Origin of the sequence: Amycolatopsis tolypomycina (genome assembly GCF_900105945.1) — a bacterium.
GTDB lineage: Bacteria > Actinomycetota > Actinomycetes > Mycobacteriales > Pseudonocardiaceae > Amycolatopsis > Amycolatopsis tolypomycina.
This window is the reverse complement of sequence record NZ_FNSO01000004.1, coordinates 4,534,418-4,559,031: the sequence shown is the minus strand read 5'-3', so window position 1 is coordinate 4,559,031 and position 24,614 is coordinate 4,534,418. Positions and strand designations below refer to the sequence as shown.

Annotated in this window: 23 protein-coding genes; 5 read left to right on the top strand and 18 right to left on the bottom strand. The window is 73.4% G+C overall.

Going from position 1 to position 24,614, the window contains the following annotated elements:
* Nucleotides 1–27: 27 nt before the first annotated feature.
* From BLW76_RS30775 to BLW76_RS30740, 8 genes are all read right to left on the bottom strand, one after another.
* The gene (locus BLW76_RS30775; protein ID WP_091320065.1) at nucleotides 28–252 is read right to left on the bottom strand and encodes a DUF2188 domain-containing protein; all 225 of its coding nucleotides are present in this window, start codon (nucleotides 250–252) and stop codon (nucleotides 28–30) included.
* Between the two features lie 62 nt (nucleotides 253–314).
* Entirely contained in the window at nucleotides 315–1,181 is an 867-nt protein-coding gene (couO, locus tag BLW76_RS30770) for a 4-hydroxyphenyl-beta-ketoacyl-CoA hydrolase (RefSeq protein ID WP_091313973.1), read from the bottom strand.
* 13 nt (nucleotides 1,182–1,194) lie between these two features.
* Nucleotides 1,195–2,181, bottom strand: a complete 987-nt coding sequence (locus BLW76_RS30765) for a 3-hydroxyacyl-CoA dehydrogenase NAD-binding domain-containing protein (protein ID WP_091313971.1) — start codon at nucleotides 2,179–2,181, stop codon at nucleotides 1,195–1,197.
* Complete coding sequence (locus BLW76_RS30760) at nucleotides 2,178–4,100, bottom strand: acetoacetate--CoA ligase (protein ID WP_091313969.1); 1,923 nt, start codon at nucleotides 4,098–4,100, stop codon at nucleotides 2,178–2,180. The genes BLW76_RS30765 and BLW76_RS30760 overlap by 4 nt, the downstream gene beginning before the upstream one ends.
* The gene (locus BLW76_RS30755; protein WP_091313966.1) at nucleotides 4,097–4,873 is read right to left on the bottom strand and encodes a crotonase/enoyl-CoA hydratase family protein; all 777 of its coding nucleotides are present in this window, start codon (nucleotides 4,871–4,873) and stop codon (nucleotides 4,097–4,099) included. The genes BLW76_RS30760 and BLW76_RS30755 overlap by 4 nt, the downstream gene beginning before the upstream one ends.
* On the bottom strand, nucleotides 4,870–6,396 hold the full coding sequence (locus BLW76_RS30750; RefSeq protein WP_091320062.1) for an acyl-CoA synthetase: 1,527 nt from the start codon (nucleotides 6,394–6,396) through the stop codon (nucleotides 4,870–4,872). Before BLW76_RS30750 ends, BLW76_RS30755 begins: the two co-directional genes overlap by 4 nt.
* A gap of 11 nt (nucleotides 6,397–6,407) precedes the next feature.
* A complete protein-coding gene (locus tag BLW76_RS30745) occupies nucleotides 6,408–7,511 on the bottom strand; it encodes an NAD(P)-dependent alcohol dehydrogenase (RefSeq protein WP_091313964.1) in 1,104 nt (367 codons plus the stop codon).
* Between the two features lie 29 nt (nucleotides 7,512–7,540).
* Complete coding sequence (locus BLW76_RS30740; RefSeq protein ID WP_091313962.1) at nucleotides 7,541–9,007, bottom strand: aldehyde dehydrogenase family protein; 1,467 nt, start codon at nucleotides 9,005–9,007, stop codon at nucleotides 7,541–7,543.
* Nucleotides 9,008–9,384: 377 nt separating this feature from the next.
* On the opposite strand from BLW76_RS30740, the gene BLW76_RS30735 reads away from it, so the two are divergent.
* Entirely contained in the window at nucleotides 9,385–9,810 is a 426-nt protein-coding gene (locus BLW76_RS30735) for an STAS domain-containing protein (protein WP_091313959.1), read from the top strand.
* Between the two features lie 42 nt (nucleotides 9,811–9,852).
* Here BLW76_RS30735 and BLW76_RS30730 read toward each other — a convergent pair whose 3' ends face one another.
* From BLW76_RS30730 to BLW76_RS30715, 4 genes are read right to left on the bottom strand one after another with little or no spacing between them, the layout of a single operon-like run.
* On the bottom strand, nucleotides 9,853–10,179 hold the full coding sequence (locus BLW76_RS30730) for a hypothetical protein (RefSeq protein ID WP_091313957.1): 327 nt from the start codon (nucleotides 10,177–10,179) through the stop codon (nucleotides 9,853–9,855).
* Complete coding sequence (locus tag BLW76_RS30725) at nucleotides 10,166–10,555, bottom strand: PRC-barrel domain-containing protein (protein ID WP_091313955.1); 390 nt, start codon at nucleotides 10,553–10,555, stop codon at nucleotides 10,166–10,168. The genes BLW76_RS30730 and BLW76_RS30725 overlap by 14 nt, the downstream gene beginning before the upstream one ends.
* Nucleotides 10,552–11,784: an NRAMP family divalent metal transporter gene (locus BLW76_RS30720; RefSeq protein ID WP_091313952.1), complete on the bottom strand. Its 1,233-nt coding sequence runs from the start codon at nucleotides 11,782–11,784 to the stop codon at nucleotides 10,552–10,554. Before BLW76_RS30720 ends, BLW76_RS30725 begins: the two co-directional genes overlap by 4 nt.
* On the bottom strand, nucleotides 11,781–12,188 hold the full coding sequence (locus BLW76_RS30715) for a hypothetical protein (protein WP_244170391.1): 408 nt from the start codon (nucleotides 12,186–12,188) through the stop codon (nucleotides 11,781–11,783). Before BLW76_RS30715 ends, BLW76_RS30720 begins: the two co-directional genes overlap by 4 nt.
* A gap of 133 nt (nucleotides 12,189–12,321) precedes the next feature.
* On the opposite strand from BLW76_RS30715, the gene BLW76_RS30710 reads away from it, so the two are divergent.
* Nucleotides 12,322–12,834 (top strand): phosphatase PAP2 family protein, encoded by a 513-nt coding sequence (locus BLW76_RS30710; protein WP_244170390.1) that lies wholly within the window; start codon nucleotides 12,322–12,324, stop codon nucleotides 12,832–12,834.
* On the opposite strand, the gene BLW76_RS30705 is transcribed toward BLW76_RS30710, so the two are convergent.
* Nucleotides 12,806–13,738 (bottom strand): sensor histidine kinase, encoded by a 933-nt coding sequence (locus tag BLW76_RS30705; protein ID WP_091313944.1) that lies wholly within the window; start codon nucleotides 13,736–13,738, stop codon nucleotides 12,806–12,808. The genes BLW76_RS30710 and BLW76_RS30705 overlap by 29 nt on opposite strands.
* Nucleotides 13,739–13,848: 110 nt before the next feature.
* Here BLW76_RS30705 and BLW76_RS30700 point away from each other — a divergent pair, with 110 nt between their 5' ends.
* Nucleotides 13,849–14,469: a DUF6518 family protein gene (locus tag BLW76_RS30700; RefSeq protein ID WP_143060709.1), complete on the top strand. Its 621-nt coding sequence runs from the start codon at nucleotides 13,849–13,851 to the stop codon at nucleotides 14,467–14,469.
* 4 nt (nucleotides 14,470–14,473) lie between these two features.
* Here the strand turns inward: BLW76_RS30700 and BLW76_RS49265 are convergent, their stop codons facing one another.
* The 4 genes from BLW76_RS49265 to BLW76_RS30680 all read right to left on the bottom strand — a co-directional run bounded on the left by BLW76_RS49265 (nucleotide 14,474) and on the right by BLW76_RS30680 (nucleotide 17,774).
* Nucleotides 14,474–14,914: a hypothetical protein gene (locus tag BLW76_RS49265; protein WP_091313939.1), complete on the bottom strand. Its 441-nt coding sequence runs from the start codon at nucleotides 14,912–14,914 to the stop codon at nucleotides 14,474–14,476.
* Nucleotides 14,915–14,984: 70 nt separating this feature from the next.
* The gene (locus BLW76_RS30690) at nucleotides 14,985–16,076 is read right to left on the bottom strand and encodes a sensor histidine kinase (protein WP_091313937.1); all 1,092 of its coding nucleotides are present in this window, start codon (nucleotides 16,074–16,076) and stop codon (nucleotides 14,985–14,987) included.
* A complete protein-coding gene (locus BLW76_RS30685; protein WP_091313934.1) occupies nucleotides 16,073–16,732 on the bottom strand; it encodes a response regulator in 660 nt (219 codons plus the stop codon). Before BLW76_RS30685 ends, BLW76_RS30690 begins: the two co-directional genes overlap by 4 nt.
* A 160-nt stretch (nucleotides 16,733–16,892) precedes the next feature.
* The gene (locus tag BLW76_RS30680) at nucleotides 16,893–17,774 is read right to left on the bottom strand and encodes a S1 family peptidase (RefSeq protein ID WP_091313932.1); all 882 of its coding nucleotides are present in this window, start codon (nucleotides 17,772–17,774) and stop codon (nucleotides 16,893–16,895) included.
* A gap of 180 nt (nucleotides 17,775–17,954) precedes the next feature.
* Here BLW76_RS30680 and BLW76_RS30675 point away from each other — a divergent pair, with 180 nt between their 5' ends.
* Both BLW76_RS30675 and BLW76_RS30670 read left to right on the top strand, forming a co-directional pair.
* A complete protein-coding gene (locus BLW76_RS30675) occupies nucleotides 17,955–18,461 on the top strand; it encodes an SET domain-containing protein-lysine N-methyltransferase (protein WP_091313930.1) in 507 nt (168 codons plus the stop codon).
* Nucleotides 18,462–18,464: 3 nt separating this feature from the next.
* Nucleotides 18,465–22,652 carry a non-ribosomal peptide synthetase gene (locus BLW76_RS30670; protein WP_091313928.1) on the top strand — a complete coding sequence of 1,396 codons (4,188 nt, stop codon included), beginning with the start codon at nucleotides 18,465–18,467 and terminating at the stop codon, nucleotides 22,650–22,652.
* Here BLW76_RS30670 and BLW76_RS30665 read toward each other — a convergent pair.
* Nucleotides 22,618–24,603 carry a family 43 glycosylhydrolase gene (locus BLW76_RS30665; RefSeq protein ID WP_244170389.1) on the bottom strand — a complete coding sequence of 662 codons (1,986 nt, stop codon included), beginning with the start codon at nucleotides 24,601–24,603 and terminating at the stop codon, nucleotides 22,618–22,620. The two genes, BLW76_RS30670 and BLW76_RS30665, sit on opposite strands and share 35 nt — an antisense overlap.
* Between the last annotated feature and the right edge of the window lie 11 nt (nucleotides 24,604–24,614).

The window sequence follows — 24,614 nt, the reverse complement described above, 5'->3', positions numbered from 1 at the left end:
AGGAGCGCGGCCCGGCCGAGCCGAGCGTCATCGGCCGGCGCGCGGGGTGCGGGGCCGGTAGTCGCGCTCGGCCTCGACCTCGCCCTCCGGGGTGTGGACGAAGTGCCCGACCCGGCGCTTGCGGGCGATCTGCCGCCCCGCCAGGACGGCGTCGACGCGGCGGGGGGAGGTGTTGGACGCCCGGCGGCCGCCTTCGACGCGGTTCTTCCACAGTCCGTCTTCGTAGTAGGTGTGCACGTCACCCTCCGCCACGACGCCGCCTCCCATCACCAGACCTCAAGGGATGCGGATGCCCGGGGACGTAGCGGACAAACTCAACGCAGCCCGAGTACTTCGATGGCGTTGTCCTTGAGGATCAGCGGCCGCACCTCGTCCTTGAGGTCCAGTGCGGCGAAGTCGGCGAGCCAGCGGTCCGGGGTGATCACCGGGAAGTCCGAGCCGAACAGCACCTTCCGCTTCAGCAGCGTGTTGGCCGCGCGGACCAGCTGCGGCGGGAAGTACTTGGGCGACCAGCCCGACAGGTCGATGTACACGTTCGCCTTGTGCGTCGCGACCGAGATCGCCTCGTCCTGCCACGGCACCGACGGGTGCGCCAGGATCACCGTCAGGTCCGGGAAATCGGCGGCGACGTCGTCGAGCAGCATCGGGTTCGAGTAGCGCAGCTTGATGCCGTGCCCGCCCGGCAGGCCGGCGCCGATGCCGGTCTGCCCGGTGTGGAACAGCGCCGGGACGCCCAGCTCCGCGATCGCTTCGTAGAGCGGGTAGTACCGGACGTCGTTGGGCTCGAACGCCTGCAGGCTCGGGTGGAACTTGAACCCGCGCACCCCGTGCTCGGTGACCAGCCGCCGCGCACGGAGCACGGCGGCCTTGCCCGCGTGCGGGTCGACCGAGCCGAACGGGATGAGCACGTCCGCGTGCTCCGCGGCCGCGTCGGCGATCTCCTCGCTCGACAGCGCGGGGTGCCCGGTCGCGGCCGGCGCGTCGACCGTGAAGACGACGGCGGCCATGTTCCGCGCCCGGTAGTGCTCGGCGATCGCGGTCACCGTCGGCGTCCGGTCCTGGCCGGCACGGAAGTACTTCTCCGACGCGTCCAGCAGTTCCTGGTCGAGGGCGAAACAGCCGTGGCCGTCCTGCTCGACGTGGGTGTGGACGTCGATGGCGGTCAGGGAGGAAAGATCCACGAAGAGCTCCAGGTCAGGGCAGGTCGGGCTGCGCGGCCTTGGCGGCCAGCAGGCGGTCGAGGACGGCGTCGCGGGCGGCGACGAGCCGGTCGTGGTCGGTGCCGGCCAGCTCGGCGTCGACGCCGGCGACGAGGCGTTCGGCGAGTTCCGGCGTCAGGTGGACGCGGCCGAGGTCGCGCCACCACTCTTCGGTCGGCGGGCCGAGGTGGCGCAGGACGTGCGCGAGCCCGCCCGCGCCGCCGGAGAGGTGCTGGTTGACGAACGGGCCGAGCACGGCCCAGCGCAGGCCGGGCCCGTGTGCGATCGCCGCGTCGATGTCGGCCACCGTCGCGACCCTGCGTTCCACCAGCGAATACGCCTCCTGCCACAGCGCGGCCTGCAGCCGGTTGGCGACGTGGCCGGGTACCTCCCGGGTCAGCCGGATCGGCCGCTTGCCCGCCGCGGTGTAGAACTCGACGGCGCGGTCGACGACCTCGGGCGCGGTCTCCCGGCCGGGGACGACCTCGACGAGCGGGATCACGTGGGGCGGGTTGAACGGGTGCCCGACGAGCACGCGCTCGGGGTGCTTCGGGCAGCCCCGCGCGATGACGCTCGGCAGCAGCCCCGACGAGCTGCTCGCCAGGATCACGTCCGGCCGCGCGGCCTCGTCGAGCACGCCGAACAGGCGGTGCTTGACGTCTTCGCGCTCGGGGCCGTTCTCCTGCACGAAATCGGCCTCCGCCGCGGCGGCGCCGGCTTCGGTGGCGAAGCTCAGCCGATCCTGGGACGCCCCTTCGGCGAGGCCGAGCCGGACCAGCGTGGGCCAGTGCGCCGCGACGTCGGCGCGCAACCGGTCTTCGGCGCCCGGCGCCGGGTCGGTGGCGACGACGTCGAAGCCGCGCGCGAGGAAGTGCGCGGCCCAGCCGGCCCCGATCACGCCGGTCCCGACGATCGCGACGGTGGTGATCGGGCCGGGCTTCGGCGCGCGGCCGGCCGGGGACGAGGTGATCCGGACGGTCATGCCCGCTCCCCGAGGAAGGCGTCGAGCGACGCGGGATCGGCCAGCACGTCCCGGCCGACGACGTCCCCGGCCGGGGCGCCGCGGAGCAGTTTCTTCACCGGCAGCTCCAGTTTCTTCCCGGTGCGGTTGCGGGGGATCGCCGGGACGGCGGTGATCGCGTCGGGCACGTGCCGCGGCGACAACGCGCTCCGCAACGCCGAGGCGATCTTGCCGCGCAGGTCGTCGTCGAGCGAGAAGCCGTGGCCCAGCGCCACGAACAGCCGCAGGTCGCCGTTGCCGCCCGCGGGGTCTTCGAGGTGCACGACGAGGGAGTCCTCGATCTCCGGGAGCTCCTCGACGACGGCGTAGAACTCGGCGGTGCCCAGCCGGACGCCGCCGCGGTTGAGGGTGGCGTCCGAGCGGCCGGCGATGACGCAGCTGCCCTCGGGCGAGAACCGGATCCAGTCGCCGTGCCGCCAGATCCCGGGGTATGTCGAGAAGTACGTTTCGCGGTACCGCGAGCCGGAGTCGTCGCCCCAGAACCCCACCGGCATCGACGGCATCGGGGCGGTGATCACCAGCTCGCCCAGTTCCCCGACGACCCGGGCGCCGTGCTCGTCGAAGGCCTGGGCGTCGACGCCGAGGCAGGGCCCGGAGATCTCGCCGGCCACGACCGGCTGCAGCGGGCTGCCCTGGACGATGCCGCTGCACACGTCCGTGCCGCCGCTGCCGACGTTGAGCAGGACGCCCGGGAACTTCTCGTGCACCCAGTGGAAGCCCTCGGCGGGCAGCGGGCTGCCGGCCGCGCCGAGCTGCCGCAGGGCGGACAGGTCGTGGTCGGCGGCCGGGTCGAGACCCGCTTTCCGGCACGCCATCAGGAATCCCGGGCTCGCGCCCATCAGCGTCGCCCGCGTTTCGGCGGCCAGCCGCCACTGCCAGGCCAGGTCCGGGTGCAGCGGGTTGCCGTCGACCAGCACGATCGACGCGCCGGTGAGCAGTCCCGACACCAGCGCGTTCCACATCATCCAGGCGGTGGTGGAGAACCACAGGATCCGGTCGCCCTGGCGCAGGTCCCAGCTGAGGCCGTGGTTCTTGAGGTGCTCCAGCAGGATCCCGCCGTGGCCGTGCACGATCGCCTTCGGCTTGCCCGTGGTGCCGGAGGAGAACAGCACGCACAGGGGGTGCGCGAAGCCGACCGGCTCGAACCCGGGCGCGCTTTCGGTGAGCAGGTCGTTCCACGCGAGCGTGCCGGGCAGGTCGTGGTCGCCGTAGGAGACGTGCACGACGTGCTCGGCAGTCGGCAGGCCCGCGCGGATCTCCGCGACCTCGGCGCGGCGGTCGACGTCCTTGGCGCCGTAGCGGTACCCGGACACCGTCAGCAGCACCCGCGGCTCGATCTGGCCGAACCGGTCGACCACCGAGCGGGCGCCGAACTCCGGGGCGCAGGAGGCCCAGATCGCGCCCAGGCTGGCGACCGCGAGGTAGGCGACCACGGCTTCGGGGATGTTCGGCAGGTACGCGACGACGCGGTCGCCGCGGCCGACGCCGAGCCGGGCCAGCCCCGCCCGGGCGCGGGCGACCTGGTCGCGCAGCGTCCCCCAGGTCAGCTCGGTGCGCTCCCGCGTCTGGGAGTAGGCGATGACCGCGGGTTCGTCGTCGGGGCCGTGGCCGAGGGCGTGCTCGGCGTAGTTCAGGGTGGCGCCGGGGAACCATTCGGTGCCCGGCATCGTGCGGTCGGGCACCACCGCCGTGGCCGGGGTGTGCCGGCGGACGCCGAAGAAGTCCGCGATCGACGACCAGAAGCCGTCGAGGTCGGTCACCGACCACCGGTGCAGCGCGGCGTAGTCGTCGAAGAAGTGCCCACGGGCTTCCAGCCACTTCAGGTACCGGCCGATCTCGGTGGTCTCGCGGACGTCGGGCGCGACCGGGCGGAGGATCATCGGCCCACCTTCCCGGCGCGCTTGTCGAGGAACGCCTGCATCCGTTCCTTCGCTTCGGCGCTGCCGCCGGCGATGGCGGCCATCAGCGCTTCCATCAGGTAGCCCTCGGCCGGGTTGGCCTCGGCGATGCGGGGGAGGGCCTGCAGGACGGCGAAGTTCGTGATGGGCGAGTTGTCCGCGATCTTGCGGGCCAGGCCCAGCGCGTGCTCCAGGCCGTTGTCGACGCGGTAGTGCGACAACCCGGCGGCGTGGCCCTCGTCGGCGTCGAGCACGCGGCCGGTGAGCATCATGTCGGCCATCCGGTGCGCGCCGATCAGCCGCGGCACCCGCACCGACGCGCCGCCGCCGACGAACAGCCCGCGCTGGCCCTCCGGCAGGGCGTAGAACGCCGACGGCTCGGCGACCCGGATGTGGGCCGCGGCCGCGAGTTCCAGGCCGCCGCCGACGACCGCGCCCTTGAGCACGGCGACCACCGGGACCCGCCCGCGTTCGAGCCGCTCGAAGGCGCGGTGCCACATCATCGAGTGCTCCAGGCCCTCGAACGCGTCGCGCTCGGTGAGCTCGGACAGGTCGAGCCCGGCGGAGAAGTGGTCGCCGACGGCGTCGAGCACGACGGCCCTGATCCCCGGCGGCGGGGAGCCGAAGAACGTTTCGAGGCCGAGCACGGTCGTGTCGTCGAGGGCGTTGCGCTTCTCGGGACGGGCCAGCCACAGCACGGCGATGTCGTCCCGCAGCTCCAGGCGCAGTGAAGGGGGCAGCAGAGGCGAGGTCATGCGGGTCCGTTCGTGAGGGTTTCGGCGGCCAGGGTGCGCAGTTCGACGCGGCGGATCTTGCCGGTGGCGTTGCGGGGCAGGGTGTCGGTGAACAGCACGTGCTTCGGGATCTTGTAGCGCGCCAGGTGCTGTTCGAGGTGGGCGCGGAACCGCGGCTCGTCCAGCTGCGCGCCGGGCCGGAGCACGACGAAGGCCGCGCCGGCCTCGCCCCAGCGCGGGTCGGGCACCCCGACCACGGCGCAGGCGTCGACCTCGTCGAGCCGGACGGCGACGGCTTCGATCTCGGCCGGGTACACGTTTTCCCCGCCGGAGATGATCATGTCCTTGACCCGGTCGACGACGTGGGCCCAGCCGTCTTCGTCGAGGCGGACGACGTCACCGGTGCGGAACCAGTCGTCGTCGACGAAGCTCGCCCGCGACTCCTCGGGCCGGTTCCAGTAGCCGCCGAAGACGTGCGGGCCGCGCACGAGCAGCTCGGCCGGGGTCCCGCCGAGCGGCTGCGGCGTGAGGTCGGTGCCGAGCGCGGCGACGTCGGTGAAGAAGTGCGGCACGCCGGCCGCGACCGGGTGGTCGAGCGTGCCTTCGTGGGTGGCCATCGAGACGCCGGGGGCGGCTTCGGTCATGCCGTAGCCCTGCAGGAGCTTGACGCCGCGGTCGAGCCACGCCTGCGCGACGCGCTCGGCCACCGGCGAGCCGCCGTAGAGCACGCAGGTCAGCGAGCTCAGGTCGGTGCGGTCCCAGTCCTCGTGCCGCCACATCATCTCGAGCATCGTGGGGACCGCCGAGAAGCTCGTGATCCCGGCTTCGCCGATCCGGGCGAGGATGGTGCCCGGGTCGAACTTCGCCACCGGCTCGACGCTGCCGCCCTTGAACAGCGTCGGCAGCGTGATCTGGCCCAGGCCGACGCAGTGGAACAGCGGCGCGATGCACAACGCCTTGTCGGAGCCCAGGACGTCGAGGTGGGCGAGCTGGTTGACCGTGTTCCAGGTGAGGTTGCCGTGGGTGAGGACCGCCGCCTTCGGCCGCCCCGTGGTGCCGGAGGTGTAGAGCAGCAGGCACGGGTCTTCGAGCCCGACCGCGGTGTCCGGCGCCGGCCCGCCCTCGGCGATGGCGTGCTCGAGGTCGCCCTCGGTCGTGAGGACGGCGCCGTCCGGCAGCGCACCGGCCGCCGCGACGAGGCCGGCGGTGTCCCCGCTGTGCACGAGCACCGACGCGCCACTGTCGTCGAGCATGTACCGGATCTCGGTGGGGGAGAGCCGGTAGTTGAGCGGGACGAAGATCGCGCCGCAGCGGGCGGTGGCGAAGAGCGTCTCGAACACCGTGATGGCGTTGACGCCCAGGTAGGCCACGCGGTCGCCCTGGCGCACGCCACGCCGGGCCAGCGCGCCGGCGAGTCGTTCCACCCGGTCGGCGAGCCCGGCGTAGGTGAGCGACCGGTCGTTCTCGACCAGGGCGGTGCGGTCCGGGGTGATCCGGGCGCGCCGCGCGGGCCAGCTGCCCAGGCCGAAGTCGGGCCGGTTCACGGTTTCCTCCTTCACCAGCGGAGCACCGGTTTGATCGTGGTGCCGGCGAGCATGTCGTCCACTGCCTGCTGAATCTGCCCGAACTCGTAGTGCGTGACCAGCTTTTCGAGCGGGAACCGCCCCGCGGCGACGAGCTCGGCCAGGGTCGGCACCAGCGCCTGGGTGTCCGCGTCGCCCATGGTCAGGCCGACGACGTGCCGTCCGGGCAGCAGGAAGTTGACGTCCACCCCGACCTCGGTGCCGAACGCGGGCGCGCCGACGACGACCGCGGTGCCGCGCGCGGCCAGCGCGCCGATCGCCGTGCCGAGGACGCCGGCGTTGCCGGTGGTTTCGACGACGCCGTCGACGCCGCGGCCGCCGGTGAGCTTCCCGACCGCCTCGGCGAGGTCCTCGACGCTCGTGTCGATCGTGTCGGTGGCGCCGAGTTCCCGGGCCAGCGCCAGCCGGGCCGCCACGCGGTCGACGGCGATGATCCGCGTCGACGGCGTCAGGTGGGCGGCCATGACGGCGGAGAGGCCGACCGCGCCGGCCCCGGTGACCAGCAGCGTGGCGCCCGGCCGCGGGGCGAGGACGTGCCACACGGCGCCGGCGCCGGTCATGATCCCGCAGCCGAGCGGGGCCAGCAGGTCCAGCGGCGCGTCGGCGGCGACCTTGACGACGCTGCGTTCGTCGGCGACGGCGTGCCCGGCGAAGCTGGACTGGCCGAAGAAGTGCCCGCCGAGCGGGGTACCGTCACGGGAGATCGGGGTGGTGCCGTCCGGGCGCTGCCCGCCGAGCAGGTTGGCGGGCAGCCACGTCTCGCAGTAGGCGGGGTGGCCGTCGCGGCAGTTCGCGCAGCGGCCGCAGGAGGTGTAGCTGAGCAGGACCCGGTCGCCGGGCTGCACCCGGGTGACCGCGGCGCCGGTCTCCTCGACGATCCCGGCGCCTTCGTGGCCGAGCACCCCGGGCAGCGGGAACGGCAGGGCACCGGCCGCGACGCCGAGGTCGGTGTGGCAGACGCCGGTGGCGACGATCCGGACGCGGACCTCGTCCGGGCGGAGCTCGTCGAGGGCCACTTCGCCGAGGGTGAACCCGGCGCCGGCCGACTCCACGACGGCCGCGGTGGTGGTGGGCATGGGCTTCTCCTGGTGTTCCGGTCCCGGGCTCAGGCGAGGGAGATGACGACGGACTTCGTGCGCGTGTAGGCGTCGAGGGATTCGGGGCCGTACTCGCGGCCGAAGCCGGAGTCCTTGACGCCGCCGAAGGGGATCGCGGGGTCGAGCATCGCCCAGTCGTTGACCCAGACGATCCCGGCCTGCAGCCGCGCGGCGACGCGGTGGGCGCGGGCGAGGTTCGTCGTCTGCAGCCCGGCCGCGAGGCCGTAGGGCGTGCTGTTGGCCAGCGCGACCGCTTCGTCTTCGGTCGTGAAGCGCTGCACGGTCAGCACGGGCCCGAAGATCTCCTCCTGGACGACGCGGGAGTCCGCCGGCAGGTCCGCGATCACGGTGGGCTGGAAGAAGAACCCGCCGTCGATGTCCGGCCGCCCGCCGCCGGCGACGATCCGGCCGCCGTCGGCGCGGGCCAGTTCGACGTACTGCTCCACCTTCGCCCGGTGCCGCTCGCCCGCCATCGGCCCGACCACGGTCGCGGGGTCGAACGGGTCGCCGACCGGCACGTGCGGCACGGCCTCGGCGAGCGCGCCCAGGACCGTGTCGTAGAGCGCGTCGGCGACGAGCAGCCGCGGCCCGCCCATGCAGAACTGGCCGGTGTTGAAGACGAACGCCTTGATCGCCGTGGCGACCGCCTGCTCGACGTCGGCGTCCTCGAACACGATGTGCGCCGCGTTGCCGCCCAGCTCCAGGGTGACCGGCTTGAGGTGCTCGCCGGCCACGCTCGCCGCGTGCCTGCCGACCGCGGTCGAGCCGGTGAAGGCGACCTTGTCGATCCCGGGGTGGCTCAGCAGCGCTTCCCCGATTTCGGCACCGAAGCCGGTGACGACGTTGAGCACGCCGTCGGGCACGCCGGCCTCGGCGAGCAGCTCGGCCATCAGCAGCGCGCTGAGCGAGGTGTCTTCGGCCGGCTTGTGGACGACGGTGTTCCCGGCGGCCAGCGCGGGCGCGATCTTCGAGGTGGACAGGATCAGCGGGAAGTTGAACGGGGTGATCGCGGCGACCACGCCGAGCGGCTCGCGGCGCGTGTAGGCGTGCGACGGGATGGGGATCTGGCGCGTCGCGCCGTCCACGCCCTGGGCCAGTGCGGAGTAGTACTCGTACTGCTCGGCGACGGTTTCGACGTCGACCGCCCGGCACAGCGAGATCGGCTTGCCGACGTCGGCGCTCTCGACGGCCGCGATCTCGTCGGCGCGGGCCCGCACCAGGTCGGCGACCCGGTGCAGCACCCGGGCCCGCTCCCGGCCCGGCGTCGCGGCCCAGCCGTCGAACGCCTGCCGGGCGGCGGCCACGGCGGCGTCGACGTCGGCGGCGCTCGCGCGCGCGAGGGAGGTGAGGGTCCGGCCGGTGGCCGGGTCCACGGCGTCGAAGCGGTCGGTGGTTTCGGTCCACCGGCCGCCGACGAACAGCCGTCCCGGTGCGATGTCCGGTCTGGTGCCCGGGCGCTCCTCCACTGCGGTCATCGGCCGACTCCTCACTGAGCTGGATCGAGCATGGGGCGACTGTATATCAGGAACCCTGAGATGGAAATCAGGATGCGGCGGCGAGCCGGTCCGTGTCAAGGGGGCCGCCGGCGTGCGGGCCGAGGCCGGAGTCCGATGTGGACGGAAGAGCGTGGATTCACCCGGATGGGTGGTTTGAGGTGCGCGCGTGCGGGTCGCGTGCGGGGGTAGGCGGTTCGGCCGTTGGCGGGGTTGCGCCGTTCGGATCAAGGACTACGCTGCGAAGTGCGGTTCAGCAGCATCCGTCCCCCGACTTGCCAGCGACACTTGCCAGCGACCGAGCGTGCCGGTCGACCACGGCCCGCTCGTCACGTCATCTGCGAATGAGGCGTGGAAGAATGTTAGTCGTGCAGCCCCCCGCGACGGCGATCCCCGTAGCGCCGTCGAAGCGCGAAGAGCGCACAGCGTCCGACATCCAGGTGATCCGCCCGTACTTCGGCGCGGTCATGGTCCGCATCCGCGGCGCGCTCGACGCGGACAGCGCCCCGCAGGTGCGGTCGGCGCTGAGCACGTGGGCACACCGCCGGTTCCCGGTCCTCGTGCTCGACCTGTCCGAGGTCGACTTCCTCGACGGCGCCGGCCTCGCGGCACTGGGCGGCATCCAGGCCAGGGTGGCCCGCGAGAACGCGACACTGCGCATCGTCACGGGCGACAACCGGGTGGTGCGCCGGGCGCTGTCGGCCAGCGGCCTCGACCACGCCCTCAACGTCAGCAGGCTGCCGTCCGGGTGGGAACGCGCGACGGAGATCCCCAGCCAGAGCTGACGGCCGTCCCCGGGCGGCCGCGGTCCCGGCGCGTCCGTACGTTCAGGGCCGGTCGAGCGGGGCGAGTTCGGCGAAGGGCCGCCGCACGAGGACCTGGTGTCCGGAGGCGTCCACGTCTTCCCAGGCGACGTATCGGCTGTGCCGGTGCAGCAGGCGGATCAGGGCCACCAGCGGCGCCGGCCCGCGCTGGTCGTGGCGCTGGTAGCCGAACAGCCGCACCCGCGTACGGCCCACGATCACCCCGCGCACCACCAGTTCCGGCATCCCGGCCGCGTTCGGGACCGCCTCCGCGCGGATCTCGCGGATCGCGCCGAGGTCGCGGCCCGCCGCGTCGCGGACCGGGCGGCCGATCAGCTCACCGGCTCGCACGGCCGGCTCCCGGGATGCGGTCGATGATGCGGCGGCGCAGCCAGTCCTCCGACGGGCTGTCCGTGGCCTGCGCGACCGCCGTCGTCACGACGATCGTCGGCTCCAGGCGGCGGATCGCGGTGAGCGGGATCCGTTGCGGGGCCCGGGCCCGGAAGCCGCGGCCTATGCGGCGCAGGAGGCCGCCGATCGGGCCGCCGAGGCGGTCGGCGAGGGCGTCCGGGCCCACCAGCAGCGCGTCGACGACGTACGTGCCGCCCTCGGCGCGGAGCTCGAGGTCGTCCACCTTGCCGACGACCGTGCCGTCTTCGCCGATGATCTGGCGGTCGAGCAGCGCGTCGCCGAGGTCGATGCGGCCGAGGTCGGTCCACGGGTTCATCGGCCTGCTCCCGTGAAGATCATCAAGGGGATCGCCACCAGCGCCGCGACGGCGATGACGACGAGCATGATCATGCCGACGATGTTGCTGAAATGGCCGTTGGCGTGCTTCCCGAGGTACTCGCGGTCGTTGGCGACGATGAGCACCGGCAGGTAGGTCAGCGGCAGCGCCACCGCCGAGAAGATCAGCGAGATCTCGGTCAGGCCGACCGGGTCGATGCCGGTCTGCACCACCAGCACCGCGAGCAGCAGGCCGGCGCCGACCGTCACGTGGAACCGGGCGGCGCCCCGCGGCGCGCGGCGCTTGCCCCAGTCCCAGCCGAAGTACTGGGCCAGCATGTACCCCGACGACAGCCCGGTTTCCAGCGCCGCCCCGAAGGTGGCCGCGAAGATGCCGATCAGCACGATCATCAGGCCCGCGGTGCCCAGCGCTAGCGTCACCGGCAGCACGATCTGGCTGACCTGGCTGACGTCGACCCCGGCCGGGAACAGCACCGTCGCCGCGCACGCCATCACGGCGATCGCGAGCAGGCCGCCGAGGGGGAAGCCCAGCAGCACGTTCGCGCGCTGCACCGGCAGGTCCTTGACCTTCCAGCCCTCCTCGACGCCGCCGGAGGAGAAGAAGAACACCTCGTACGGCGTCATCGCCGACGCGAACAGGGCGACCGCGTGGTAGGCGTAGGTCGGCAGCGCCTGGTCCGGCGGCGGGCCGAGGCCGGCGACCTGCGCCCCGAGCGACGACCAGTCGGGGTGCAGGAAGAACACCGCGACGGCGAACACCCCGATCGCGAGCCCGCCGAGGCCGAAGCCGGTTTCCATCCGCTCGAAACCCACCCGCCAGACCACCAGCCAGATGAGCACGCCGATCGGCAGCACCCAGACCAGCCGGTCGACCCCGGAGGCCAGCTCGATGACGATCGCGACGCCGCCGATCTCCGCGCACACGGTCAGCAGCGTGATGAGGAACGACCCGGTGAGGTTGAGCAGCGCCATCCGCGGGCCGAGCCGCTCGCGGATCAGGTCGAACACCGGGCGCCCGGACACCGCCACGACCCGCCCGGACATGTCGGCGTAGACGCAGATCCCGAGCACGCCGAGGACGGTCACCCACACCATCGCCATCCCGTAGCGGGCGCCGACGACCCCGCTTTCGACGAGGTCGCCGATGTCGACGAAGCCGCCGACCGCGGTGAGGATGCCGAGGGTGACGGCGAGCAGCCGCTTGCTCACGACGTCACCCCCCAGCGGGCGAGCTCGCCGATGAGCCCCTGCAGCTCGGCGTCGATCCGGTCGAGGCCGTCGTCGGTGCCGTCGCCCAGGCCGTCGTCGAGCCGGTGGGCCACCGCGACCGCGCGGTCGGTGATCGACGCCAGTGCCGCGCGGGCGCGGTCGTCGGTGAGCTCGCCGACGTCCTGGCCCGCGGCGCCGAGCTCGTCGGCGGCGTCCCGGACGGTCACCGAGAGGCTGGGCACCGGCGGCACCGCGGCCCGGTCGGCGGTCACCACCAGGCGCAGGAGTTCGAGCTGGCCCCGGATTTCCCGCCCGGCGTGCACGGTCTCGGCCCGGGCGTCGGTGCCACAGCCCGCCGCCAGCGCCGCGACCGCGACGACGGCGGCCACCCGGGTTCGCCGCAAGGCAATCACCACGCACGGGTACCCGCGTCCGGCACGGACAAACGCCGGGATGCTCCACGGTGGACAGATCGGGTGGTTGAACCGGCGCCGGGGCGGGCAATTGGGGGCCATGCCGAGCGAAGAACCTGTCCGCGTGGAGGACGGACCGGACGAAAACGACCTTCCGGTCACCCGGCCGGCGTGGCCGGTCACGGCGCTCAGCGCGGCGGCCCAGGGCGGCCTGCTGTGGGTGCTCGTGGCCGGCGTGCTGGCGCGGCGCCCGGGACGCCGCCGCCGGGCCGCGGGCCACGGGCTCGCCGCGGCCGCGGCCGGCATGGCGTTCGGCCACGGGCTGAAGGCGGTGTTGCGCCGCCCGCGGCCGCCGGCGCAGAACCTGCCCGCCCGCCGCGCGCTGCTGGAAAAGCCGAGGTCGTCGGCGTTCCCGTCCACGCACGCGACGACGGGGGCCGCGTTCACCGTCGCCGTCGCCCTCACCGAGCCCTCGACGGGAGCGGCACTGGCCCCGCTGGCGGCGGCGGTGTGCTACAGCAGGCTCCGGACCCGGGCGCACTGGCCGACCGACGTGTACGGGGGTGTCGCGATCGGGGCGGTGGTGGGTGGTTTCGTGTCCCGGCGGCTCAGGCGCGGAAGTACGCCCGGAAGGTGACGCCGTCCTCGCCGGTGTGCAGGCGGACCAGGTCGGCGAGGTGGTTGACGAGCAGCAGCCCGCGGCCGCGCGGCTGGTAGGGGCTCGCGGGGTGGCGCCCGGCGAGCGGGTCGGTCAGCCGGCCGCCGTCGTGGACCTCGCAGACGAACTCGCCGTCGCCGCCCCAGAGGCGGACCGTGCCCGCGCCGCTGCCGTGTTCGACGCTGTTGGACAGCAGCTCCGTCACGACCACCTCGACGTCGGCGACCTGGTCGGCACTCAGCCCGCAGGCGGCCGCGCGGACGTGGGCCAGCGCCCGGGCCGCGGCGAGGTCGGTGGTGCCGGCGAGCTCGAACGCCCCGTCCGGCACCGGCAGCGGCTCGTTGTACCGGCCGATGACGCCGTCCGGGTCGTAGGCGGTGCTGGGGCGCCGTCCGGTGCCGTCGACGAGGACCGGGTGCGTGGCTTCGGCGTCGGCGAGGACGTCCGGCGCGAGCGTCTCGACGTCGTAGGGGCAGAGGATCGTCCCGTCCCGGCCGGCGAAGGCGAGGTTGATGAGGGCTTCGTGCTGGACGCACGCCGGGTATTCGACGGCCGAGCGCGCGGCCCAGATGGGTTCGCCGATGATCCGCACCGGCCGCCCGGGGTGGCTGTCGGCGAAGGCGCGCAGCACGCCGGGGATGATCCGCCCGGGGTTGCGCCCGGCCTCGGTCATGTCCAGCAGCCGGACCCGGGCGGCGTCGGCGCCGAGCTCCCGCCGCAGCAGGGCGAGGTTGTCGCCGGGGACGGCGACCGCGACCGGTTCGTCGGCGGCGAGGCCGCCCCACACGAACGGCACGGTGCCCGCCAGGTATTCGGTGGCACCCCGGTAGAACAACGCCGGGTGCCCGAACGCGCCGGTATCCGTCTCCGCGGTTGCGCTCAAGCCGCCTCTCCTTCCGCCGGGACCTCACCAGTATGCGGTAACGCGTCCCCGATCGGGCGACCCCCGGTCACGCGCCGCTACAGTGGCGGCCTTCGACCTGGGGGGTCAGCTTGCCGGAGCCACGCCGGATCACGATGTCCGACGCCGCCGCGCTGCTGGGCGGCCTGGCCACCGGCGCGCTGGGGGCGTACGCCTACTACAGCCCGGCGCTGCGGCCGCTGGCCCACGCGTTCACGCTGTGGATCGCCCTGCTGGCGGCGGTGGTCCCCGGAGCCCGCGACGGCCGCGCGATCCTCCGCGCCGCCGTCGCACTGGCCGCGGCGGTGGTGGCGTTCTACTACGGCAAGGACGTCATGTACGGCATCAGGTACCCGGGGATGCCGTACTCGGTGAACCTCGAGCAGCTGGCGCTGTGGCTGGTCCTGGCGGCGCTGGCGGGCACGGCCGCGGGCCTGGTGTTCGGCCCGATCGGCCGCGAAGACGTCCGCGGCACGGTGAGCACGGCACTGGCCGCGGGCCTGCTGATCGGCGAGGTGGTCCGGCGGTCCGATCGCGCCGACGGGGTGGTGTTCACGGTGGCGACGCTGCTGGCGCTGGCCCTGGTCCTGGCGCGGGGGATCCGCTCGCGGCGGCAGGCGGTCCGGGTGGCGGCGTGGCTGGTGCCGATGGCGCTGGCCGGGTTCTTGCTCGTTTCCGGGCCGGACGTGCTGGAGCAGCTCCTGCTCGGGTAGCCGGTCAGTCCAGGCGAACGAAGCCGCCGCCGGTTTTGGCCGCGTCGAGGTCGGCGTGCGTCGATGCCTTCGTCATGACGCGGCCCCGCGTCACGCGGACATACGCGCCGTCCGACGGGAACACCAGCACGAACTTCGCCCCGTCGGTGCCGCGCAGCACCGCCCCCCGCCGCAGGTTCTCGAGGAATTCGACGATGTCGCGTTCGATCTCCTCGGCGAAATCGCGCTGCGACTCCTGCGAAATGTCGTAGAGGTCGGTGTCGATGTCGTAGGTGGCGCGCCGGCCGGTCACCGGGTCGCGCGCCTCGAACTCCAGGCCCAGCCAGCGTTCCGGGTTGACGATCACGGTCGCCTGCCACGTCGCACCGTGCAGCTGCCAGGTGTCCTCGGCGGTGGCCGTCGCCCCGAGCCGGCGGAGGACCGCCAGGAGCCGGTCGCCGGTCATGTCGCCTCCGCAAGCCGCGAACTGTTCGCACCGACACTACGGTGGTGGCCGGGAACCGTTTCGCGGGTGGCTAACGGTGCCGGGTGGCGAGCGGCAGCCGCAACTGCAGCCGGTAGCCGCCGTCCGGCCGGGGACCCGCCCGGACCGTCCCGCCAAGCAGCGCGGCGCGTTCCTGGAGGCCGACGAGCCCGTGCCGCGCGCTGGGCAGCGGCAGGGTCGGCCGGGTGGGCGCGCTGTTGGCGACGGTCACCGTGAGGTCGGTGTCCTCCTGGGCGAACTCGATGGTCGCGGTGCTGCCCGGGGCGTGCTTGCGGACGTTGGTCAGCGCTTCCTGCACGGTGCGGTAGATCGTGCGCTGGACGGCGGTGTCGATGCCCTCGGGCGCGGTCCCGGTCATGGTGGTCTCGATGCCGCTGCCGGCCACCAGCCGGTCCAAATCGGACAGTGTGGGCTGCGGAGCCAGTCCGGTGGCCGAGCTGCCGGACGCCCGCAGCAGGTTGACCATGTGCCGGAGCTCGTCGAGCGTGTCCACCGACAGCCGCCGGACGTTCTCGGCTGCCGCCTTCATGTCCGGGTCCCGGGTGGACACGCTCATCGCGCCCGCCTGGACGGCGATCAGGCTGACCTGGTGCGAGACGACGTCGTGCATCTCGCGGGCGAGCTGGTTGCGCTCGGCGGCCAGGATCGCCTGCGCGTCCAGCTCCCGCTCGTGCTCGCGCGCGGCGCGGATGTCCGCCAGCCGCAGCGCCAGCTCCTGCCGCGCGTGGACGAGCCTGCCGAAGAAGATCGGGGCCGCCGCGGTCATGGTCGCGTAGATGAGGGTGAGCGCGAGGTCGGTGCGCGGGTACTCGAACTCGAGGCCGGGCACGAAGTAGCCGGCCGCGGCGAGCAGGCCGCAGGCGGTGAGCAGGCCCCGGTTCGAGTACCGCACGGCGACCACGTAGAGCGCGACGAGCGTCGCGATCACCGACCCCAGCAGCACCAGCGCGGGCAGGGTGACGGCGAAGACGGGCACGGGCCACCGCCGCCGGACGAGCAGCGCGCCGACGGCCACGACGGCGGCGGCGGTGGTCAGCGGACCGGCCGGCTGGTTGAACGCGGCGTCGAGGGCGGCGACGACGATCAGCCCGGCGTCGGCGAGGGCGGTCTGCGTCCGGTTCACGACGCGGGTCCGCCGTCGGAGAGCAGGCCCGCGCGCTGGGCCACGAGCGCCGCCTGCACCCGGCTGCCGACGCCGAGCTTGGTCAGGATCGCGGACACGTGGTCCTTCACGGTGCCGACGCTGACGTGGATCCGGCCCGCGATGTCCGTGTTGGACAGTCCCTCGGCGATGAGCACGAGCACCGCGCGCTCCCGTTCGGACAGCGCGGCGGCCTGCTCGGCCGCGGCGGAGCCGGCACCGGAGTCGAGGTAGCCGTCGACGACCGTCCGGGTGACCTTCGGCGACAGGACGACGCCGCCGGCGGCCAGCGTGCGGACGAGCTGGGCGAGCTGCTCGGGCGCGGTGTCCTTGAGGATGAACCCGGCCGCGCCGGACCGCAGCGCGGTGGCGATGTACTCGTCGGAGTCGAAGGTGGTGAGCATCGCGACGACCGGCGGGTTCGCCGTGCCGCGCAGCTGCCGCAGGACGGTCAGGCCGTCGACGTCGGGCATCCGGATGTCGAGCAGCACGACGTCGGGGCGCCGCAGGCCCACCTCCTTGACGGCCTGCGCACCGGTGACGGTCGCCACGACCTCGATGTCGCCGGCCGCCTGCAGGATGAGGCGGAAGCCCGACCGCACCAGCTCCTCGTCGTCGACGACGACCACTCGAACCATGCGCCCAGTCTCGCGGGGAGCGGCCGGCGCCCGCCACCCGGAGCCCGGCTGCCGTGACCCGCCGACCGGCCGGCGCACACCAGCCGATCGGCGCTCGTGAGTGGTAAGGCGCGTTCTGACGCGCCTTACCACTCACGACGGGTGCGGCAGGGGTACCGGGTCAGCCGCCGATGCGGGCGCCGACCGCGGCCAGTGCCGTGGTCACCGGCTGGAAGAACGTCACGCCGCCCGCGCGGCAGTTGCCGCTGCCGCCGGAGGTGATGCCGATGGCGCTGTCGCCCGCGAACAGGGATCCGCCGCTGTCGCCCGGCTCCGCGCACACCGTCGTCTGGATCAGGCCCGTGACCCGGCCCTCCGGGTAGTTCACCGTCGCGTTCAGGGCCGTCACCCGGCCGCTGTGCAGGCCCGTCGTGCTGCCCATCCGGGACACCTGCTGGCCGACCTGGGCCGCCGCCGCGCGGGCGATCGCCACCGTGCGGCCGCCGCCCGTGTCGACGGCGCTGGGGGCGTTGGTCGCCGGGTTGTTGTACGTCAGGAGGGCGAAGTCGCCGTTGCCCGGGAACGTCGACTGCTTGACCGTCGCGACCGGCCGGCCGCCCTGCGTCGTCGACCACTGGCGACCCGCGGCCGTGCAGTGGCCCGCGGTGAGGATCGCGGGGCCGCTGGCGGTCGTCACGTTGAACCCGAGCGAGCAGCGGGCGCCGCCGGCGAAGATCGCGTCGCCGCCTTCGGCGAACAGGCTCAGCACGCCGGGTGTCCGTTCGACGCGGACCGCCTTGCCGCGGGTGGCCGCCACCAAGCTGTCCCACTTGGCGCCCTGGACGGTGCTGTCGGCGGTGACGACCGTTTCGCCGGTCCGCTCGTCGACCGCCCACGCCGTGCCGGTGATGGCCCGGGCGGCCGCCTGGGACGCGGCGTCGCCGGCGGCGCCGCCGGCCGCGTTCGCCTGGGGGAGGGCGATGGCCGCGGTGCCGGCGGCCAGCACGGCGGCCGCCGCGGCCAGGATCTTGCCTCGGCTGATCTTCCTGTGTCGGGAGCGCATGGCGGGGTGACCTCCGTAGCCGTTGATCCACTTCCTGTAGTGGTGCACGGCTGCGCGCGGTGTCCGGTTCACCGCGATCGGTAGCAGCCGGTCGTTGAGAGGACCCTGAGAGGCGGCCCTGAACTCCCCGGCACCGGCCCGCGTGGCCCTGGTCAGACAACCACTCCCGGGAGGTCACGGATGACCGAGATCATCGAGGCGCGGCGCGCGGCCGTCGTCCGCAACGAGGGCGAATACCGGCTGGTCACCAACCAGGCCGTGCCGGCGGGCACCCTGCTGTTCACCCTCGACGGCGAGCTCACGGCGACACCGACGCGCTACACCGTCCAGCTCGGCGAGCGGCAGCACGTCGACCTGCCCGCCGGCTGTCCGCTGGAAGAGGTGCTCGACCGCTACTCGTGGCGGTTCATGAACCACGCCTGCGAGCCGGCCGCGGTGATCCGCGACCGGTCGGTGCTCAGCCTGCGCCCGATCCCGGCGTGGGCGGAGATCACGTTCCACTACGCCAGCACCGAGTACGACATGGCCGAGCCGTTCGAGTGCCGCTGCGGCAGCGAGCGCTGTGACGGCGTCGTCCAGGGCTTCCGGTACCTGACGCCCGCGCGGCGGGCGGCCCTGCGCCCGCTGCTGTCGCCGTACCTGCTGGCCGTGCTCGACGGCCGCCTCGCCGAACCCGTCGGGGCGTGAGGAGTGAGCGAAGCGCTCCAGCCGGGCAGCACCGCCGAGGCCCTGCACCACTTCTTCGAGCGGTCGGCCCGCCGGTGGCCGGCCGCGGTCGCCGTCGACGTCCCGCCGTCCGGCGGCCGGCCGCGGCGGACCGTCACCTACCGCGACCTGTACCGCCGGTCCGCGGCCGTCGCCCGCGCGGTGCGGCACGCGGTCCGGCGGCCGGGGATCGTCGCGATCCTGCTGTCCCGCACCACCGAGGACCTCTACCTCGCCCAGCTCGGCGTGCTGCGGGCCGGCTCGGCCTACGTCTGCCTCGACCCGTCGTTCCCCGACGAGCAGCTGGGCCACATCCTCGGCGACGCGGCACCCGCGCTGCTCGTCACCGACCGGGCCGGGCACGAACGAGCGGTCCGCGCGGGCTACACCGGGGCGGTGCAGCGCGTCGACGGCCCGGCCGAGCCCGCGGCGCAGCCGGCCACGTCGGCTTTTCGGGGGCTCCGGGTGGCGGAGCCCCCGGCCTGGGGCGAAGCCCCAGTTGTCATCGCGCCCGCCGCGCCACCCGGGCTCGCCTACGTCATCTACACCTCCGGCACCACCGGCAAGCCGAAGGGCGTCCTGGTCGGCCACCAGGGCGTGGTCAACCTGATCCGCTCGGACGTCGCCGAGTTCGGCCTCGGCCCCGGCGACCGGGTGGCCCAGGGCTCTTCGCCCGCGTACGACTCCTCGGTCGAAGAAGCGTGGATGGCGTGGGCGTGCGGCGCCACCGTCGTCGTGCTGGACGACGAGACCGCGCGGCTCGGCCCGGACCTCGTGCCGTGGCTGCGGCGGGAACGGATCACCGTGCTGTGCCCGCCGCCGACCCTGCTGCGCGCGACGGCGTGCGAGCACCCCCGGCAGGAGCTGCCCGAGCTGCGGCTGCTCTACGTCGGCGGGGAAGCGCTGCCCGACGACGTCGCCGAGCGCTGGGCCCCCGGCCGCCGGATGGTCAACGGCTACGGGCCGACCGAGTGCACGGTGACCTGCCTGCGTGCCGACGTCGAGCCCGGCAAGCCCGTCGCGGTCGGCAAGCCGGTGCCGGGCATGCGGGCCTGGGTGCTCGACGAGCGGCTCGAACCGGTCGGGCCGGGGGAGAAGGGCGAGCTGTGCATGAGCGGCGCCGGCCTGGCGCTGGGCTACCACGGCAAGCCCGAGCTCACCGCCGAGAAGTTCCCGCAGCACCCACGGCTCGGCCGGCTCTACCGCACCGGCGACCTCGTGCACGCCGAAGCCGACGGCACGCTCTTCTACCACGGCCGGATCGACTCCCAGGTGAAGCTGCGCGGCTACCGGATCGAGCTGGAGGCGATCGAGGCGTCGCTGGCCCGGTTCCCCGGCGTCCGGGAGGCGGCCTGCCGGGTCCAGGGCGAGGGCGCCGGCCAGGTGATCGCCGCGCACCTGGTGCCGGACGGCGCCATGCCCGGCACCGCCGAGCTCAAGGACCACCTGCGCCATGCCCTGCCGCCGTACATGGTCCCCGCGGTCTTCGGGGAGATCGAGACGCTGCCGCGCAGTGCCGGCGGCAAGCTGCGCCGCACCGACCTCCCGGTGCTGACGACCGCACGGCGGCACGCGGCCGGGGAAACCGGCACCGAGACCGAGGAGTTCATCGCGGCCGCTCTCCGCGAGGTGTTCGGGACCGACGACATCGGCGCCGGCGACGACTTCTTCGACGACCTCGGCGGCAGCTCGCTGCAGGCGGCGATGCTCATCTCGAAGCTGCGCGCCAACCCGCTCACCGAGGCCATCGCCGTCCGGGACGTCTACCGCGCCCGCACGGTGTCGGGGCTGGCGGCGCTGGCCGCGCCGGCGACCCACGACGAGCTCGGCGCGGTCGCCGCCCCGGCGCGCGGCGCGGTCGCCGTCACCCTGGCCCAGGCGGCCTGGCTGGCCGGCGAACTGGCGATCGCCGCGCCGGCCGGCTGGTTCGCCGCGTTCGTCGCGCTGCCCTGGCTGGCCGAGCGGATCGGCCTGGTCGCGCTGATCGTGCTGCTGCCGATCGCGCTCGTGGCGATCGGGTTCGGCTGGACGCCGGTCGCCGTGTTCGCCGCCGTGCGGGCGAAACGGCTGCTCATCGGCAGGTTCGAGCCGATGCGGGTGCCGGTGTGGAGCGGGTTCCACCTGCGGCTGTGGATCGTCCGGCACCTGCTGCGGTTCGTGCCGTGGGGCACCATCGCCGGCACGGAGTTCCAGAACATGGCGCTGCGGCGGCTCGGCGCCCGGATCGGCAAGCGCGTGCACATCCACCGCGGCGTCGACGTCGTCCAGGGCGGCTGGGACCTCCTCGACATCGGCGACGACGCCACCATCGGCCAGGACGCCCAGCTCGGCCTGGTCCAGCTGACCGAGGGGCACCTGGTGATCGGCCGGGTCACCGTGGCCGGCGGGGCCACCGTGGACGTCCGCGCGGGCATGTCACCCAACACGCGGCTCGGCCGCGGCTCCTGGCTGGCCGCGCTGTCGTCCCTGCCGTCCGGGAGCGCCGTGCCCGACGGCCGCCGCTGGGACGGCGTCCCCGCCCACGACGCCGGCCCCGCGCCGCGCGCGCCCGTCCCGGTGGTCACCGGCAGCATGCTGTCGCCGTTCGCGCACGGGCTCGCGACCATCGCCGCGCGGGCGTTGTTCACCTGGGTGTTCGCGCTGCCCCTCTCGATCGTCCTCATTGGACTCGTCCTGGCCTTCGACGTCACCTACCCGGCCCTGCTGGACGCGGTCACCCGGCCATGGGCGCACGGCGTCTTCATGCTCGTCTTCGCGGTGGCGAGCTGCCTCTCGCTGCTGATCGGGGTCTGGGTCGAAGCGCTCTGCGCCCGCGCGCTCGGCCGCGTCGAGGAAGGCGTGATCAGCCGCTGGAGTCCCGCCTACATCCGGGTGAGCCTCAAGACGGGCCTGGTCACCACGGCCGGGAACTGGCTGTCGGGCGGGCTGTTCTGGCCGGTGTGGCTGCGCTGGGCCGGGATGCGGGTGGGCCGCGGCTGCGAGATCAGCACGATCATCGACGTCGTCCCGGAGCTGGTCGAGATCGGGCCGGACACGTTCTTCGCCGACGGCATCTACCTCGGCGGCCCCCGCATCCAGCAGGGCACGGTCACGCTCGCGAAAGTCCGGCTCGGGCGCGACACGTTCCTCGGCAACCACGCCGTCGTCCCGGGCGGGCAGCGGCTGCCGCCGGACATCCTGATCGGCGTCTGCACGGTCGCCGACGACCGCGTCATGCGGCCCGGCACGTCGTGGTTCGGCCACCCGCCGATGCTGCTGCCGCGCCGCGAGATTGTGGAAACGGACCGCAGTCTCACCCACGACCCGTCGGTCGCGCGGGTCGTCACCCGGGTGTTCTGGGAATGGCTGCGGTTCGCGCTCCCGGTCGTTCCCCTGGCGGTGATGACCGCCTGGTTCGTCATGATCGCCTACGCCGCGACGGCCCTGCCGTTCGCCGTGTTCGTCTTCCCGGGCGCCGCGATCGTGACGCTGCTGACCGCGTTGCTGCCGTGCCTGGTCGTCCTCGCGCTGAAGTGGGGGCTGCTCGGGCGGGTCAAGCCGGGCGTGCACCCGCTGTGGTCCTGCTGGTGCAGCCGGTGGGACTTCCTGTACGTCGCTTGGGGTGTCATCGCGAGCGGCGTGCTCTCGGCGTTGGAAGGCACCCTGATGCTGCCGCTCTACCTGCGCCGGATGGGCATGGACATCGGCAGGCGGGTCGTGCTCGGCGAGGGGTTCGCCCAGGTCGTCGACCCCGACATGCTGCACTTCGGCGACGGCGCCACGGTCAGCGCGATGTTCCAGGCCCACACCTTCGAGGACCGCGTGCTCAAGATCGGCCACGTGTACGTCGGCGCGCACTCGACGCTCGCCCACGGCACGGTTCCGCTGTACGGCGCGGACATCGGCGAGCACGCGCACGTCGCCCCGCACAGCGTGATCATGAAGCAGGAACGCCTGCTCCCGCGGCTGCGCTACGCGGGTGTGCCGACGAAGGAGCAGAAGGCGCCTTCGCCGCGGACGAACCCGGAGCCGCCGACCCGGCCGCTGCGGCAGGCCGGGCGGCGGCCCGCGCCCGAGCCGCCGACCCGGGCGTTCTGGCAGGTCGACCGGACTTTCGCCGTGCCCGGCGAGCAGCCGGGCCGGCGAAGTCCCCACCGGGCTACGGCGTGGTCAGGTCGAACCGCTGGAGGGTGACCGCACCGCCGAGCGCCTGGGTGGCGTGGTTGAAGACGGCGAAGCGGTAACCCATGAAGAACTGCCAGGCGTTGTTGAGCGTGAACGCCGTGCCCAGCGGCGTGAAGTTCACCCCGTCGGTGCTGTAGGAGAACCGGGCCTGGCGTCCGGTGCCGGGGCGGATGTCGGCGGTCGCGCGCAACCAGACCTTGCTGCCGGTCAGGGCCGCGCTCGCCACCTCCGTCCCGGTGCCGGTGGTGTTCCAGTTGCCGTCCATGGTCAGGCCGTTGACCATGACGATCCGGTTCCGGCCGCCGTCCCGCTTGACGCCGATGTAGGCCGAGGAGTCGCGCAGCATCGCCAGGCCCGTACGGTCGCCGTCGCGCATCGACGTCAGGTCGAGCGTGGCGGTGCCCGTGGAGCTCGGGCCCTGGATCCGGCGCGTCACCGTGTTGCGGGCCGCGTACAGGTCGTTGGTGACCGTGGCCGTCGACAGCTTGAGGCCGTTGCTCACCGAGAACTTCGTGGTGTCCGGGTTGTGGTTCCACTCCCACTGCGGTTTCAGGGTCGGGCCCGGGAAGGTGTCGGTGCCGGTCATCGGCTCGACCTGACGCGGTGGTGGCGGCAGGTTCGGCTTCGGGTACGTGACGCCCCAGCGGCCGTCGACCGTCTGCAGCCGCGGCCAGCCGTCGGCCGTCCAGGTGATCGGGGCGAGCGCCGGGACGCGGCCGCCGGGGTAGGCGTCGACGAAGGACATGTAGTACCAGTCGCCGTTCTGCGTCTGCACCAGCCCGCCCTGGTGCGGGACGCCGCCGCCGGAGATCGGGCCCGGCAGGTTCAGCAGGACCTGCTGGACGGTGTACGGCCCCCAGGGGCTGCTCGCCTTGAGGATGTACTGGCCGTTGGCCGGGCGCGTCACGAAGATGTAGTAGCTGCCGTTCCGCTTGTAGAACCGCGACCCTTCGAGCGTGCCGATGTTCGACGGCGTCTGGAAGACCTGCTGCGAGCGGACTTCGGTCTTCCCGTCCTTGGACAGCTGGGCGACGCTGAGGGTGGTGTTGCCGTAGGCGACGTACATCGTGTCGTCGTCGTCCACGAGCAGCCCGGCGTCGTAGTAGCACTTGTCGATCGTCGTGTGCCTCGACCACTGCCCGTCCACGGCGGTGGCGGTGTAGATGTAGGTCTTGGCGAAGTCGACGCAGCCACCCCAGTAGTAGGTGTCGTTGCTGGCGCGGTGGTTGAAGAACGACGCCCAGATGCCGCGCACGTACCCGCGCCCGCCGTTGAGGTCGTACTTCGCGCCGAAGTCCAGCTTGGGCACCGAATGGCCGGCGAACTCCCAGTTCACCAGGTCGTAGGAGCGCAGGATCGGCGCGCCGGGGGAGTAGTGCATCGTCGAGGCGGAGTAGTAGTAGGCGTTGCCGACCCGGATGATGTCGATGTCGGCGAAGTCCTGCCACAGCACCGGGTTCGTGAAGTTCGCCGCCGGCTGGTCCGGGGTGGTCGGTGTCGTGGGGGTGGTCGGGGTCGTCGGCGTGGACGGGGCCGTGGGTTCGACGCCGCCGGTGCAGAGGGTGCCGTTGAGCCGGAACTCCGACGGGGTCGGGTTGGCCGAGGTGAACGAGCCGTTGAAGCCGAACTCCGCCTTGCCGCCGGTCGGGATGGCCGCGTTGTAGGCGACGTTCTTCGCGCTGACGGTGGCGCCGGCCTGGGTGATGGTCGCGTTCCAGTGCTGGCCCACCTGCTGGCCGCCGGTGAACAACCAGGTCAGCGTCCACCCGTCGACCGCGTCGCCGAGATTCGTGATCGACACGGACGCGCCGAAGCCGCCCTGCCATTCGGAGGTCTTCGTGTAGGTGACCGAGCACCCGGCCGCGGCGTGCGCGGCCGGGGTCGCCACCAGGACGGCGCCGGCGAGGCCGGTCGCGGCGAGCAGGGCCGAGACGGCGGCCCGGGATCGTCGGCGTGACACCACGTCTGTCC

What these genes read in the sequence shown, in the direction of transcription:
- BLW76_RS30765 (WP_091313971.1), bottom strand. Translation starts at nt 2,181, where the DNA reads ATGACCGTCCGGATCACCTCGTCCCCGGCCGGCCGCGCGCCGAAGCCC.
- BLW76_RS30760 (WP_091313969.1), bottom strand. Translation starts at nt 4,100, where the DNA reads ATGATCCTCCGCCCGGTCGCGCCCGACGTCCGCGAGACCACCGAGATC.
- BLW76_RS30755 (WP_091313966.1), bottom strand. Translation starts at nt 4,873, where the DNA reads ATGACCTCGCCTCTGCTGCCCCCTTCACTGCGCCTGGAGCTGCGGGAC.
- BLW76_RS30745 (WP_091313964.1), bottom strand. Translation starts at nt 7,511, where the DNA reads ATGCCCACCACCACCGCGGCCGTCGTGGAGTCGGCCGGCGCCGGGTTC.
- BLW76_RS30740 (WP_091313962.1), bottom strand. Translation starts at nt 9,007, where the DNA reads ATGACCGCAGTGGAGGAGCGCCCGGGCACCAGACCGGACATCGCACCG.
- BLW76_RS30735 (WP_091313959.1), top strand. Translation starts at nt 9,385, where the DNA reads ATGTTAGTCGTGCAGCCCCCCGCGACGGCGATCCCCGTAGCGCCGTCG.
- BLW76_RS30725 (WP_091313955.1), bottom strand. Translation starts at nt 10,555, where the DNA reads ATGAACCCGTGGACCGACCTCGGCCGCATCGACCTCGGCGACGCGCTG.
- BLW76_RS49265 (WP_091313939.1), bottom strand. Translation starts at nt 14,914, where the DNA reads ATGACCGGCGACCGGCTCCTGGCGGTCCTCCGCCGGCTCGGGGCGACG.
- BLW76_RS30685 (WP_091313934.1), bottom strand. Translation starts at nt 16,732, where the DNA reads ATGGTTCGAGTGGTCGTCGTCGACGACGAGGAGCTGGTGCGGTCGGGC.
- BLW76_RS30680 (WP_091313932.1), bottom strand. Translation starts at nt 17,774, where the DNA reads ATGCGCTCCCGACACAGGAAGATCAGCCGAGGCAAGATCCTGGCCGCG.
- BLW76_RS30675 (WP_091313930.1), top strand. Translation starts at nt 17,955, where the DNA reads ATGACCGAGATCATCGAGGCGCGGCGCGCGGCCGTCGTCCGCAACGAG.